11 protein-coding genes are annotated in these 14,180 nt (G+C 72.6%); 3 read left to right on the top strand and 8 right to left on the bottom strand.

Translation table 11 applies throughout. From position 1 onward, the window contains the following. Positions 1-5 precede the first annotated feature (5 nt). From ACFFIA_RS14670 to ACFFIA_RS14655, 4 genes are all read right to left on the bottom strand, one after another. A complete protein-coding gene (locus ACFFIA_RS14670) occupies positions 6-455 on the bottom strand; it encodes an RrF2 family transcriptional regulator (protein WP_377251105.1) in 450 nt (149 codons plus the stop codon). A gap of 221 nt (positions 456-676) precedes the next feature. Beyond that, positions 677-1,555 (bottom strand): acyl-CoA thioesterase, encoded by an 879-nt coding sequence (locus tag ACFFIA_RS14665; protein ID WP_377251103.1) that lies wholly within the window; start codon positions 1,553-1,555, stop codon positions 677-679. A gap of 46 nt (positions 1,556-1,601) precedes the next feature. After that, positions 1,602-3,056, bottom strand: a complete 1,455-nt coding sequence (pyk, locus tag ACFFIA_RS14660) for a pyruvate kinase (RefSeq protein WP_377251101.1) — start codon at positions 3,054-3,056, stop codon at positions 1,602-1,604. 77 nt (positions 3,057-3,133) lie between these two features. Continuing rightward, entirely contained in the window at positions 3,134-3,529 is a 396-nt protein-coding gene (locus tag ACFFIA_RS14655; protein WP_377251271.1) for a PTS sugar transporter subunit IIA domain-containing protein, read from the bottom strand. Between the two features lie 159 nt (positions 3,530-3,688). Between ACFFIA_RS14655 and ACFFIA_RS14650 the strand changes: the two genes are divergently transcribed. Together ACFFIA_RS14650 and ACFFIA_RS14645 are read left to right on the top strand one after the other, a co-directional pair. After that, positions 3,689-4,474: an IclR family transcriptional regulator gene (locus ACFFIA_RS14650; protein ID WP_377251099.1), complete on the top strand. Its 786-nt coding sequence runs from the start codon at positions 3,689-3,691 to the stop codon at positions 4,472-4,474. A gap of 117 nt (positions 4,475-4,591) precedes the next feature. Beyond that, complete coding sequence (locus ACFFIA_RS14645) at positions 4,592-4,750, top strand: hypothetical protein (protein WP_377251097.1); 159 nt, start codon at positions 4,592-4,594, stop codon at positions 4,748-4,750. 48 nt (positions 4,751-4,798) lie between these two features. Here ACFFIA_RS14645 and ACFFIA_RS14640 read toward each other — a convergent pair whose 3' ends face one another. Both ACFFIA_RS14640 and ACFFIA_RS14635 read right to left on the bottom strand, forming a co-directional pair. Then, the gene (locus ACFFIA_RS14640) at positions 4,799-6,388 is read right to left on the bottom strand and encodes an amidase (RefSeq protein WP_377251095.1); all 1,590 of its coding nucleotides are present in this window, start codon (positions 6,386-6,388) and stop codon (positions 4,799-4,801) included. Continuing rightward, a complete protein-coding gene (locus ACFFIA_RS14635) occupies positions 6,385-6,684 on the bottom strand; it encodes a hypothetical protein (RefSeq protein WP_377251093.1) in 300 nt (99 codons plus the stop codon). Before ACFFIA_RS14635 ends, ACFFIA_RS14640 begins: the two co-directional genes overlap by 4 nt. Positions 6,685-6,847: 163 nt before the next feature. Here ACFFIA_RS14635 and ACFFIA_RS14630 point away from each other — a divergent pair, with 163 nt between their 5' ends. After that, entirely contained in the window at positions 6,848-7,927 is a 1,080-nt protein-coding gene (locus ACFFIA_RS14630) for a hypothetical protein (protein ID WP_377251091.1), read from the top strand. A gap of 135 nt (positions 7,928-8,062) precedes the next feature. Here ACFFIA_RS14630 and ACFFIA_RS14625 read toward each other — a convergent pair whose 3' ends face one another. Together ACFFIA_RS14625 and gltB are read right to left on the bottom strand one after the other, a co-directional pair. Beyond that, positions 8,063-9,574: a glutamate synthase subunit beta gene (locus ACFFIA_RS14625; protein ID WP_377251089.1), complete on the bottom strand. Its 1,512-nt coding sequence runs from the start codon at positions 9,572-9,574 to the stop codon at positions 8,063-8,065. Then, complete coding sequence (gltB, locus tag ACFFIA_RS14620; protein WP_377251087.1) at positions 9,567-14,135, bottom strand: glutamate synthase large subunit; 4,569 nt, start codon at positions 14,133-14,135, stop codon at positions 9,567-9,569. Before gltB ends, ACFFIA_RS14625 begins: the two co-directional genes overlap by 8 nt. Between the last annotated feature and the right edge of the window lie 45 nt (positions 14,136-14,180).

Below are 14,180 nucleotides of genomic sequence, written 5' to 3'. Positions count from 1 at the left end.
CCTGATCAGGCCCAGGCGCTCGGGTCGGCGACCAGCTCGCGCACCCGCTCGGGGAGCTGGCCGGTGGCCACGTCGGCGACGGTCACCGACTCGAGGATCTGCCGCTCGCTGGCCCGCAGCGCGATCCACACCTCCTGGAGGGCGGCGGCCGCGCCGTGGTATCCCAGCTCCTCCGGCCGCTGCCCGCGCACGTGCGCGAGCGGACCGTCGATGATGCGGATGACGTCGGCGAGCGAAATCTCGCCGGCCGGGCGGGCCAGCCAGTAGCCCCCCTCCGGGCCGCGCTGGGCGTGCACCACCCCGCCGCGGCGCAACTGGAGCAGGATGCTCTCCAGGAACTTGGGCGGGATCTCCTGCGCCTTCGCGACGCGCTCGGCGGTCAGCGGGCCCTCGACGGCGGTGGCGAGCTCGACGACGGCGCGCAGCGCGTAGTCGACCCGGGCAGACAGTCGCATGATTCCCATTATCCCGGTCGAGAATGCCGACCGGGAGCCCACCCACACGCCACCGAGCGATGCCCGACCACGCCTCAGGGCCGCCGGGCGAGGGCCACGCAGAAGACGAGCGCCGCGCGCACAAGGCCAGCACCACACGGACAAGGCCAGCACCACGCGCACAAGGCGAGCACCGCGCGCACAAGGCGAGCACCGCGCACAGAAGGCAAGCGCCGCGCGGGTCAGCCGCCCACGCGACGGAGCAGCCCTTCCTGCACGGCTGTCGCCACGTGCCGCCCCGCCTCGGTGAACATGCGCCCGGTGGCCAGCCCTCGGGCGCCGGAGGCGGAAGGGCTCCAGCAGTCGTACAGGAACCACTCGTCGGCACGGAACCGCCGGTGGAACCACAGCGCGTGGTCGAGGCTCGCCCCCACCACGCCGCCCGGCCCCCACACCTCGCCGTGCACGGAGAGCACCGAGTCGAGGAGGGTGAGGTCGGACGCGTACGTCAGCGCGCACGCGTGCAGCAGCGGATCGTCGGGGAGCCGCCCGTCGATCCGCATCCACACGCGCTGGTACGGGTCGGCGGGGCGGTCGCCGGGCGCGACCCAGCCGGGCTCGCCCACGTAGCGCACGTCGATCGGGCGCGGGATGGCCGCCCAGATGCCGGCGCGGTCGGCGTAGCGGGCGAGGCGGTCGGCCATCGTCGGCACCTCGTCCGGGCCGGGCACGCCGGGCGGGGCCGGCGCGTGGTGGTCGAGCCCCTCCTCCTGCCGGTGGAACGACGCGGACATGAAGAAGATCGTGTGACCGCCCTGCACCGCGACCGCGCGGCGCACGGAGAAGGAGCGGCCGTCGCGGATGTTCTCCACGTGGTACTCGATCGGCTCGGTCGGGTCGCCGGGGCGCACGAAGTAGCCGTGCAGCGAGTGGACCAGCCGGGACGGGTCGACCGTGCGGCCGGCGGCCACCAGCGCCTGGCCGGCGACCTGGCCGCCGTAGACCCGCTGCGGGCCGACCGGAGGGCTGATCCCCCGGAACGTGAACGGCCCCAGCTCCTTCAGGTCGAGCACCTCGAGGAGATGGTCGACCGCCGCCTGACCGACGAGCGGGTCGCTCACGGCCGCCGCCCGTGGAGCGGGGACGCCCCCGCGGCGCCGGTGTCGGTCACCGGCCGCTGCTTCGCGCCGCCGTCGCCGCGTCGACCAGGGAACCGAGCTGGTGCACCCGCAGCGTGTTGGTGGAGCCGGGCGCGTTGGGCGGGGAGCCGGCGACGACCACCACGTAGTCGCCGGGATTGGCCCGGCCGATGCCCAGCAGCGCCAGGTCGACCTGCCGGAACATGTCGTCGGTGTGCTGCACGAACGGCACCAGGAACGTCTCCACGCCCCAGGAGAGCGCCAGCTGGCTGCGCACCTCGGGCACCGGCGTGAAGGCCAGCAGCGGCAGCTCGCAGTGCAGCCGGGAGAGGCGGCGCACCGTGTCGCCGGTCTGCGAGAAGGCGACGAGGGCCTTGGCGCCGATGTTGCGGGCGATCTGCGAGGCGGCCACGGTGAGCGCGCCGCCGTGCGTGCGGGGGTCGTGCTGGAGGCGGGGCACGCCGATCGAGCCGGCCTCGGTGGTCGTCACGATCTTGGCCATCGTGCTGACCGTGAGCACCGGGTACTTCCCCACGCTGGTCTCGCCGGAGAGCATGACCGCATCGGCGCCGTCGAGCACCGCGTTGGCCACGTCGGAGGCCTCGGCGCGGGTCGGGCGCGAATTTTCGATCATCGAGTCGAGCATCTGGGTCGCGACGATGACCGGCTTCGCGTTTTCCCGGCAGAGCTGGACGGCCCGCTTCTGCACCAGCGGCACCTGGTCGAGCGGCAGCTCCACGCCGAGGTCGCCGCGGGCCACCATGACGCCGTCGAACGCGTCGACGATCGCCTCCAGATGGGTCACCGCCTCGGGCTTCTCCACCTTGGCGAGCACCGGGCGGCGCACGCCCTCCTCGTCCATGATCGCGTGAACGAGCTTGATGTCCTCAGGCGAGCGCACGAACGAGAGCGCCACCAGGTCGACGCCGAGCCCCAGCGCGAAGCGCAGGTCGGTGGCGTCCTTTTCGGACAGTGCCGGCACGCTCACCGCCACGTTGGGCAGCGAGACGCCCTTGTGGTTGGAGACCGGGCCGCCCTCGACCACCAGGCAACGGATGTCGTTGCCATGCACGGCGCTCACCTCGACGGCCACCTTGCCGTCGTCGATCAGGAGGCGGTCGCTGACCTTGACCTCGTGCGGGAGCTTGCGATAGGTGCAGGAGACCCGGTCGGCGGTGCCCACCACGTCGTCGCCGGTGATCACGACGGTGTCACCGGTGCGCCACTCGACCGGACCCTCGGCGAACTTGCCAAGGCGGATCTTGGGACCCTGGAGGTCGGCGAGGATGGCGACGGCCCGGCCGGCGGCCTCGGCCGCCTCCCGAACGCGCTGGTAGACCTGCTCGTGGTCCTCGTGCGAGCCATGGCTGAAGTTGAGGCGGGCCACGTCCATCCCGGCGTCTACAAGGCCCCGGATGCGCTCCGGAGAGGAAGTGGCGGGGCCGAGAGTGCAGACAATCTTCGCGCGGCGTGTCACGGTCATCAGGCTAGTCCCTCCGCCGGATCGGCCCTCGGGCCGACCCCTGTCGGATATTTGTAGGCGGCGGGCGTCGGCGACCGTCACCGGCAGCTTAGTACCGCCCGCCCCACGCCGACGTCCCCACCACCGGGGGCATCAGAGGTCCCACCGGACGAGTCCCGAGGTGCCCGGAGGACCCTACTCCGCCGCGCTCGGCACGGCCGCCACGGCGTCCACCGCCGCGGCCGCGGCCGGACCGGTGGCGCGCAGCGTGACGGTCGTGCCGGCGGGGCGTCGACGATGGTGACGGCGGGGCCGGGGTGGTCGTCGAGCACGGCCCGCGTGGTCAGGACCGAGTTGCCCAGGTCCGGCAGCACGACCACGCCGGCGCCGGCGTCCGCCCTCTCGATCGCGGCCCGCACCAGGTCGTAGCTGGTGCCGATGCCGCCCTCCTCGGTGCCGCCCGCCACCTCGACCGTGAGCGACCGCCCACCCACCTGCAACAGCAGCTCCCGCAAAACCGGCGGCGAGCTCCGCGCTGTGCGAGACGAGCACGATGCCCACGAATCCCGCCATGACCGAAAATGGTATTTTCCAAAACACCGTTCGGCAACAGTGAACCGCCCGGCCTCCGCGGTGGGCGGAGAGGCGGCACCATGGTCCAGTCGGTAGCGCGGGCGATCGAGATCCTGCGCGTGCTCGGCTCCGCCGCGCGGGGCGCCGGCGTGACCGAGGTGGCCCAGCGCGTCGGAGTCGCCAAGCCCACCGCCCACGCGCTGCTCCGCACGCTCGAGGCGGGCCAGCTCGTGGCGCAGGACAGCGAGACCGGCAAGTACCGGCTCGGCCCCGCCCTCCTCGAGTTCGGCAACGCCTACCTGGAGACCCACGAGCTGCGGGTCCGCTCGGTGGCCTGGGCCGGCGGCCTGGCCAACCGGACCAACGAGGCGGTCTGGGTCGGCGCGCTCTCCGGCGACCACGTGCTGGTCCTGCACCACGCGTTCCGCCCCGAGGGCGCGGTGCAGATCATCGAGGTGGGCGCGGTCATCCCGTGGCACACCTGCGCGTTGGGCAAGGCCATCGTCGCGCACCTGCCCGACGCCGACCGCGCGGCGTTGCTGCGCGGCCCCCTCGCCGCGCTCACCGGCGCCACGCGCACGGAGCCCGCCGCGCTGGTCCAGGATCTGGAGAGGGTACGAGCTGCGGGTTACGCCGTCGAGGAGGGCGAGGCCGCCATCGGCGACGCCGGCATCGCGGCACCGGTCTTCGACCACACCGGCGAGGTCGTGGGCGCGATCGGGGCGGTCGGGCCGGTGGAGCGGCTGCTCGCCGGGCAGACCCGGGACGGGCTGGCCGTCGCGGTCCGGGAGACCGCCCGCCACCTCTCCCGCGACCTCGGCGCGGGCCGCGCGGCGACCCGCCGTTGGGTCGCCGCGGCCTCCTGATCGGCCCCCGCGTCATACCCTTGACACTCGCGCGCAACGCACACAAGGTTCCGAACACACTTCAGCATTACCGAACACACCTCAGCCCGGGCTACCACCTCTGGAAGGAGCCCGGCCGTGAAGAAGTTCATCAATGACCCCGCGGCGGTCGTCCGGGAAGCGCTGGCCGGCGTCGCGACCGCCCATCCCGATCTCCGCGTCGGCGTCGAGCAGCAGATCATCGTGCGCGCCGACGCGCGACTGACCGGGCCAGGCCGCGCACACCGCCTGAAATAGCCGCGGGTCCGGCGCCGCACAACGCCGGACCCGCTGCTTCCCGCCGGTTCACTGCATCTGCGCGACCACGTCCTCCGCGGTAAGGCGACCACGGTCGGGCATCGCGGAGCGGAGCGCCGGCCCGCCCGCGGCGGGCGGATTCGGCGGGCGGCGCCAGTGCCAGTCTGTCACGGCCTGGTAGGCGGCCACGACCGAGAGCAGGCGCTCCTCCGCGTACGGCTCGCCGCCGAGGATCGCCCCGATCGGGACCCCGGCGGCCGTGAAGCCGATCGGGAAGCCGATCTCCGGCAGGCCGAGGATGTCGAACGGCACCGGGCCGGTCTGCACCACCACGTCGCACCGCTCGAAGATCTGCTCCAGCACGCGTTCGAGCAGCACCAGCTTGGCCCGCTGGCCGGTGACGAACTCGTTCGAACCGAGCAGCGCGCCCTGCAGCCAGCCGGTCACCGAGACGCCGAAGCCGCGCAGGTCGGTGCGGAGGTACGGCATGAAGGGCTCGCTGCGCTCGGGCAGGCGGACGTTGTTGAACGCGCCGCCGGTCAGCAGTTCCCACTCGTCGGGCAGCGGCACGTCCACCAGCCGTACGCCGTCGATGTCGTCCACAGTGGAGAGAAACGCCTTGCGGGCGAGGGCGGTGGCGGAGGTGCCGTCGGCGTACCCGGGAAGTACGCCGATCCGCGTGCTCCACCGCGCCCGGACCCTGCGCCCCGACCGCACCGGCGTCGCCGCCTCCACCAGGTCGGGCACGCGCGGCAGCCCCTGCGTACGCGGGTCGGCCGGGTCCTCCCCCGCCATCGCGGTGAGCATGATGGCCGCGTCCATGGCGTCCCGGGCGAGCGGACCGGGGTGGTCGCGCGTGTAGCTGAGCGGGATGATCCCGGCCAGCGACACGCGACCCATGGTGGGCTTGAGCCCGGTCAGATTCTGTGCGTTGGAGGGGGCGGTGATCGAGCCGCCGGTCTGCGTGCCCGTACCCGAGGTGGCCAGCCGCCCCGCCACCGCGGTCGCCGAGCCGGTGGACGAGCCGCCCGGGTCCGTACCCGGGATCGTCGGTGTCCACGCGTTGACCGTCGTGATGCGACCGTCCGGTGTGGTCGCCCGGGTCGTCGCGAGTGGACCCATCTGGGTCTTGCCGAGCACGATCGCGCCGCTCGCCTTGAGGCGGGCCACCGTGGTCGCGTCCCGCGGGGGTACGAAGTCCTGGAAAAGGTACGAGTTCGCGGTGGTGAGCACGCCCTCGGTCCAGTAGTTGTCCTTGACGGCGAGCGGGATGCCGTGCAGCGGGCCGGTGTGCTTCCGCCGCCCGGCCGCCTTCGCCGCGGCCCGCGCCTGGTCGGCGAGCACGGTGTTGAACGCCTGGTACACCGGCTCGTACTCGCCGATCCGGGCCAGGTACGCCTCGACGAGCGCGGCCGGGGTCAGCTTGCCGTTCCGGATCATCCAGGCGGCCTCGGCGAGCGTCAGCTCGGTGGGGTCGGCGATGGCCTCGGGGCGCGGGCGCACGTACGCGCCGCCGCCGAAGCGGGCGGGGCCACCGGCCCACGCCGCGGCGGTCGGGAGGAGGGCGGCACCGGCGGCGGCAGCCGCGCCCACGGCGGCGGTACGGGCGAGGAACGCTCGCCGGTCGACGGCGCTCACTCGCGCCACGCCGCGCTGATGGAGGGGTAGAGCATCGGCGCGGGCTGCTGGGAGTACGCCGCCGCGTCGGCCGGATCGCTGCCCGCGGGAGCCGGAAGCTGGTACGCGGCGAGCGTCGTCACGGTGCTCCGGACGAACGAGCGCAGCGAGGCGAGTACGGAGTCGCGGCCGGGCGAGCCGGTCGCCGGGTCGGCGGCCGTGCCGGGCGGCAACTGGTCCAGGTCGATTCCGAGTGAGGCGAGGCGAGCTCGGATCATCGTGTCGAGCTCGGCGTCCGTGGGTGGAGTGGGAGCCATGTCGATCACTTTCCGAGCGGGCTGTGTCGTTTCCATATCGCCAAGATCACGCGGAGGTGTCCGGTCAAATGTCGGCATCCGCCTGTCGTCAGATCCGCTGTATCAATCCATTGACCAACTCCTCTGTTCTGGCGTCCCCATACCCAACCCACGAAGGAGCGATATGGGAACCAGGCACAGACTGCTGGCCGGCGCGAGCGCACTCGTCATCGCGTTGGCCGGCGCGGTGGGCGTCTCGGCACCGGCGCGGGCAGCCGTACCCGATGGTCATGGCTTCGTGCTCTGGAACGGCGCCGCGGTGGTGCCCTCCGGCACGTGGCCGCCCGCCACCACCGTCACGGCCGGCGGGATCGGCGTCTACCGGATCATCTTCCCGGGTCAGGCGGCCCGCGGCGGCGTCGTGCACGTCACCGCGATCAACAGCAGCGCGGTGTGGTGCCAGGCGATGCGCTGGGGTCCGTCCGGCGCCGACGAGCTGGCGTACGTCCGCTGCTACCGGCCCGGCGGTACCCCCGTCAACACGGCGTTCACGGCGGTCTTCACGAGCAGCTCGCCGCCGGACGCCATCCCCGGCCTCTACGGCTACGCGCACGCGCAACCGACGGGCGCGATCGTGAGCGAGTACAACTCCGTGCTCGGCGGCGGCAACAGCGTCACGCACCTCGGCTCGCCTGGCCAGTACCACGTGACCTTCCCCGCGCTCGGCACGCCCGGCCCGTTCGACGGGAGCGTCCAGCTAACGGCCGTCAATTCGAGCGTCGGGGCGCACTGCGAGGTGGCGAGGTGGAGCTCCAGCCTGGCCGCGCAGGACATCATCGTGCTCTGCTTCAACGCGACCGGCGCGCCGTTCGACACCGGGTTCACGGTGAGCTACCAGTTCGAACGGTCGCTCTTCGGGCACGCGTACCCGCCCAGGAACTTCGGCTACATCTGGAACCGGCCGCCGCTCCCGGCGCCGAACCCCGGTCCGCCGCCGACGAACTTCAGCTCGGTCGCCGGCCCCGGCGCCAACGGCCTGTCCGCCTCCGGCCTCGGGCTGACCCTCGTCAGCTTCCGCGCCGTGGCCCAGCAGCCGGACACGGTGCAGGTGACCCCGTTCGGCCGCGGCGGCGAGTTCTGCAACATCCAGGCGGGCTGGTTCTACAGCGGCTCGACCGTGCTCGTACGCAACGTCGCCTGCTACACGGCGGCTGGCGTACGCGTCGACGCCGGCTCGTTCACCAGCTACAACTCGGAGTTCTAAAACAGGTCGGGGGCCGCTTGCCGGCGGCCCCCGCCCTTCGTCCCAGGGCCTGTTTCACGAGGGTCGGTCGAGCCGACGCGGCCTCCGGTGCCGCCGGTCGTCGCCCCGGCCCGCCAGGCCCTTGTGAAACAGGCCTCAGACCGCCAGCGGCTGGGCCGCCGGGGTGACCGGGGCCGGCAGCGCGCCCGCCCCGCCGATGTACGAGTGGATGGCGGCCGCCGCGGCCCGGCCCTCGGCGATCGCCCACACGATGAGCGAGGCGCCTCGGTGCATGTCGCCGGCGACGAAGACGCCGTCGGCCTCGGTCGTCTGCCAGTCGGGGCGGGCGTCGACCACGCCTCGGCGGTTGCGCGTGAGGCCGAACTGGTCGAGCAGCGGCTGCTCCTCGGTGCCCTCGAAGCCGATCGCGAGCAGCACCAGGTCGGCCGGAAGCTCGCGCTCGGAGCCGGGTACGAAGGTCAGGATCCGCCGCCCGTCGACCTTCTCCACGGTCACCTCGGCGATCCGCACGGCCCGGACGTTGCCCGCGCCGTCGTCGACGAACTCCTGGACCGCGACCGCGAAGACCCGCTCGCCGCCCTCCTCGTGCGCCGGGTAGTCGCGCAGGATCCACGGCCAGGTGGGCCACGGGTCGCGCTCCTCGTCGCGGGCGCCCGGCGGCTGCGGGTACAGGTCGAGCTGGATGATGCCGGCCGCGCCCTGCCGGTGGGCCACGCCGAGGCAGTCGGCCGCGGTGTCGCCGCCACCGATGATCACCACGTGCTTGCCGGCGGCGTCGATCGGCGTGGCAGGCACCGGACCCGCGGCCGGGTCCTTGGCGGCCGCCGCCGACACGGCGACGAAGCGGTTGGCCGGGACGAGATGGTCCATCGCCAGGTGCACGCCGCGCAACTCCCGCCCCGGCGTCTCCGGCGTGTCCCGGCCGGCGAGCGCGCCACACGCGAGCAGCACCGCGTCGTGCTCCGCGCGCAACTGCGCGGCGGTCACGTCCACGCCCACGTTGACCGACGTCCGAAACTCCACGCCCTCGGCCGCCATCTGCGAAAGCCGCCGGTCGATGTGCTCCTTCTCCAGCTTGAAGTCGGGGATGCCGTAGCGCATCAGCCCGCCGATCGCGTCGTCGCGCTCGTACACCGTCACGTGGTGGCCGGCGCGGGCGAGCTGCTGCGCGGCGGCGAGGCCGGCGGGCCCGGAGCCCACGACCGCGACCCGCTTGCCGGACGGCGGCGGCACGGCCTGCGGGGTGACGTACCCCTTCTCGAAGGCCCGGTTGATGATCTCGACCTCGACCTGCTTGATGGTGACCGGCTCGCCTCCCGCGATGCCGAGCACGCACGCCGCCTCGCACGGCGCGGGGCACAGCCGCCCGGTGAACTCCGGGAAGTTGTTGGTGGCGTGCAGCGACTCGATCGCCGAGGCCCAGCTGCCGGTGCGGACCAGGTCGTTCCAGTCGGGGATGCGGTTGCCCAGCGGGCAGCCGTCGTGGCAGAACGGGATGCCGCAGTCCATGCACCGCGTGGCCTGCTCGCGGATCAGCCCCTCTTCGGCGACCGGGTAGACCTCACGCCAGTCCTGGATGCGCACCGGGACCGGGCGCCGGCTCGGCAGCCGGCGCCCGTACCGAAGGAAACCCTGAGGATCAGGCACGAGCGACCTCCATCACCGCTTCGTCGATGTCGCGACCGGCGGCTTTGGCGGTGCGGATGGCTTCCATGACGCGCTTGTAGTCGCGCGGCACCACGGCGGTGAACTCCTCGACCGCCTCGGGCCAGCGCTTGAGCAGGTATTCGGCCACGGCCGAGTCGGTCTCCGCGAAGTGCCGCTCGACCAGCGTGCGGAGCGTGACCTGCTCCTCGTCGCGCAGCGGCTCGAGCTCGACCAGCTCCGGGTTGACCCGGCTCTTGTCGAGGCGCCACACGAAGGCGGTGCCGCCGGACATGCCCGCGCCGAAGTTGCGGCCGGTGGCGCCCAGCACCACGACGGTGCCGCCGGTCATGTACTCGCAGCCGTGGTCGCCGACACCCTCCACAATGGCCACCGCACCGGAGTTGCGGACAGCGAAGCGCTCGCCGACCCGGCCGCGGAGGAAGACCTCGCCACCGGTCGCTCCATAGAGGATGGTGTTGCCGGCGATGATGTACTCCTCGGCCACGAACGGCGCGGTGCGGTCGGGGCGCACCACGATCCGCCCGCCGGAGAGCCCCTTGCCGACGTAGTCGTTGGCGTCGCCGAAGAGGCGCAGCGTCACGCCCCGCGGCAGGAACGCGCCGAACGACTGCCCCGCCGTGCCGCGCAGCGTCACGTCGATCGTGTCGTCGGGGAGCCCGGCGCCGCCGTACCTGCGGGCGACCTCGCCGCCCAGCATGGCGCCGACGCTGCGGTGCTCGTTGCGGACGTCCACCGCCGCGCGCACCGGCTCGCGGTGCTCCAGCGCGGGCGCGGCGAGCGTGATCAGCTCGTTGTCGAGCGCGCGGTCGAGGCCGTGGTCCTGCTCGCGGATGCGCCGCCGGGCCGCCCCCTCGGGCAGTTGCGGCACGTGCAGCACGGGCGCGAGGTCGAGCCCGCGCGCCTTCCAGTGGTCGACCGCGGGCGCCACGTCGAGCAACTCGGCGTGGCCGATCGCCTCGTCGAGCGAGCGGAAGCCCAGCTCGGCCAGGTAGCCGCGCACCTCGTCGGCGAGGAAGAGGAAGAAGTTCTCCACGAACTCGGGCTTGCCCGTGTAGCGCTCGCGCAGCACCGGGTTTTGCGTGGCGATGCCGACCGGGCAGGTGTCGAGGTGGCAGACCCGCATCATGATGCAGCCGGAGACGATGAGCGGGGCGGTGGCGAAGCCGTACTCCTCCGCGCCCAGCAGCGCCGCCACCACCACGTCGCGGCCGGTCTTGAGCTGGCCGTCGACCTGCACCGTGACCCGGTCGCGCAGCTTGTTGAGCAGCAGCGTCTGCTGCGCCTCGGCGAGGCCCAGCTCCCACGGCGTGCCGGCGTGCTTGAGCGAGTTGAGCGGGGACGCGCCGGTGCCGCCGTCGTGGCCGGAGATCAGGATGACGTCGGCCTTGAGCTTCGCCACGCCCGCGGCGACGGTGCCGACCCCGACCTCCGAGACCAGCTTCACGTGTACGCGGGCCGCGGGGTTGACGCACTTGAGGTCGTGCACCAGTTGGGCAAGATCCTCGATGGAGTAGATGTCGTGGTGCGGTGGCGGCGAGATGAGCCCGACGCCGGGCGTGGCGTGGCGGGTCTTGGCGATCCACGGCCACACCTTGTTGCCCGGCAACTGCCCGCCCTCGCCCGGCTTGGCGCCCTGAGCCATCTTGATCTGGAGGTCGTCGGCGTTGACGAGGTATTCGCTCGTGACGCCGAACCGTCCACTCGCGATCTGCTTGACCGACGAGCGGCGGGACGGGTCGTAGAGCCGCTCGACGTCTTCGCCGCCCTCGCCGGTGTTGGACTTGCCGCCGAGGTTGTTCATCGCGACGGCGAGCGTCTCGTGCGCCTCGGCCGAGATCGAGCCGTACGACATCGCGCCGGTGGCGAAGCGCTTGACGATCTCGCTCGCCGGCTCGACCTCCTCGATCGGCACCGCCGGGCGGACCCCGGTGCGGAGCGTGAAGAGCCCGCGCAGGGAGCCGGCCCGCGCCGCCATCTCGTCCACTTTGGAGGTGTACTTCTGGAAGACGTCGTACTGCCGGCTGCGTGTGGCGTGCTGGAGCAGGAAGACCGTCTCCGGGTTGAACAGGTGCAACTCGCCCTCGCGCCGCCACTGGTACTCGCCGCCCACGTCGAGCCGGCGGTGCGTGCGCTCGGCCTGGTTGGACGGGTACGCGCGCGCGTGGCGGGCCACGATTTCCTGGTGGATCTCGGCGAGCCCGGCGCCACCGATCTTGCCCGGCGTGCCGGCGAAATACCGCTCCACGAGCCGCGAGTCGAGGCCGACCGCCTCGAAGACCTGCGCCCCGCAGTACGACGAGACCGTGGAGATGCCCATCTTGGACATGATCTTCAGGACGCCCTTGCCGAGCGCCTTGACGTAGTTGCGCACGGCGGTCGCCGGCTCAAGGCCGGGCAGCGCGCCGGTCATGATGAGGTCCTCGACCGACTCGAACGCGAGGTACGGGTTGACCGCCGCCGCGCCGTAGCCGACCAGCACGGCCGCGTGGTGCACCTCGCGGCAGTCGCCGCTCTCCACGATGAGCGCCACCCGCGTGCGGGTCTGCTCGCGCACGAGGTGCTGGTGCACGGCGGCGGTGAGCAGCAGCGACGGGATCGGGGCGAGCGTGGCGTTGGAGTCGCGGTCGGAGAGGACAAGGATCCGCACGCCGTCTTCGATCGCCTCGGAGACGTGGCGGCAGATCTGCGTGAGCCGCGCCTTGATGCCGTCCGCGCCGTCGCGCAGCGGGTAGAGGCCGGAGACCCGCACCGCCTTGAAGCCCGGCAGGTCACCGTCGTCGTCGATCGACAGGATCTTCGCCAGCTCGTCGTTGTCGATCACGGGGTACGGCAGCACGATCTGCCGGCAGCTCGCCGGTCCGGGGGCGAGCAGGTTGCCCTCCGGGCCGATCGTCGACTGGAGGCTGGTGACCAGCTCCTCCCGGATCGCATCCAGCGGCGGGTTGGTCACCTGGGCGAAGAGCTGGTGGAAGTAGTCGTACAGCAGGCGCGGCCGGGTCGACAGCGGGGAGATCGGCGTGTCGGTGCCCATCGAGCCGAGCGGCTCCACGCCGTTGCGGGCCATCGGGCCGAGCAGGATCTTCAGCTCCTCCTCGGTGTAGCCGAACGTCTGCTGCCGCCGCTGCACCGAGTCGTGCGTGTAGACGATGTGCTCCCGCTCGGGCAGGTCGGCGAGGTCGATGAGGCCGGCGTGCAGCCACTCGTCGTACGGCTCCGCCGCCGCCAGCTCGGCCTTGATCTCGTCGTCCTGCACGATGCGGCCGGCGGCGGTGTCGACCAGGAACATCCGCCCCGGCTGGAGCCGCCCCTTGGCCACCACGGTCGCCGGGTCGAGGTCGAGCACGCCCGCCTCGCTGCCCAGCACCACCAGGCCGTCGCTGGTCTGCCACCAGCGGCCGGGGCGCAGGCCGTTGCGGTCGAGCACCGCGCCCACCACCGTGCCGTCGGTGAACGCCACCGCGGCCGGGCCGTCCCACGGCTCCATGAGGCTGGCGTGGAAGCGGTAGAAGGCCCGCCGCGCCGGCTCCATGTCCGGGTCGTTTTCCCAGGCCTCCGGGATCATCATGAGCATCGCGTGTGGCAGGCTCCGCCCGGCCAGGTGCAGCAGCTCCAGCACCTCGTCGACGTTGGCCGCGTCGGAGGCGTCGGGCGTGCAGATCGGGAAGAGCCGCTTGAGGTTGCCCGGGATGGCCTTGGACGCGAGGAGCGCCTCGCGGGCGTTCATCCAGTTCTTGTTGCCCCTGATGGTGTTGATCTCGCCGTTGTGCGCGATGAACCGGTAGGGGTGGGCCAGCGGCCACGACGGGAAGGTGTTGGTCGAGAAGCGCGAGTGAACCAGGGCGATCGCGCTGCTGACCCGCTCGTCGGTGAGGTCGGGGAAGAACGCCGGCACCTGCGCGGGCGTGAGCATGCCCTTGTACGTGATCGTGCGCGAGGAGAGCGACGGGAAGTAGGCCGCCACGCCCCGCTCGGCGGTCTCCCGCTCGGTCTGCTTGCGCACGCAGAACGCCACGCGGTCGAGGTCGAGGCCGGTGAGCGGGCTGCCCGCGGACCCCTCGGGCGTGTCGGTCAGCCGGTGGGCGGCCAGGAAGACCTGGCGGATGCGCGGGCGGGCCGCCTCGGCCGTCTCGCCCAGGTCGCCGGGCTCGACCGGCACCTCGCGCCAGCCGAGCAGGTCGGCCCCCTCCACCAGCGCGTACTTCTCCAGCACGCGCAGCGCCAGCGCGGACTCCTCCGCGCCGTGCGGGAGGAAGACCAGGCCCGTCGCGTACTGCCCGGGCGGCGGGAGCGGGAAGTCGACCACGGCCCGGAAGAACTCGTCGGGAAGCTGGATCATGATGCCCGCGCCGTCACCGGTGTTGGGCTCGGCGCCGCGCGCGCCCCGGTGGTCGAGGCGGCAGAGTGCCGACAGGCCCTTGGCGACGACATCGTGGGATCGCTGGCCCGACAGGTCCGCCACGAAGGCCACGCCACAGGCGTCGTGTTCGTACGCCGGGTCGTAGAGCCCTTCGGAGGTGCGCTGAGGGTGCGTTTGAACCACCGGGCCTCCTGTCGTCGCTCGCGCTTCGTGGGGATAGGTCGGGAC

This window comes from Phytohabitans kaempferiae, from assembly GCF_042433955.1.
Lineage (GTDB): Bacteria > Actinomycetota > Actinomycetes > Mycobacteriales > Micromonosporaceae > Phytohabitans > Phytohabitans kaempferiae.
This window is presented reverse-complemented; position numbering and strand designations above follow the sequence as displayed.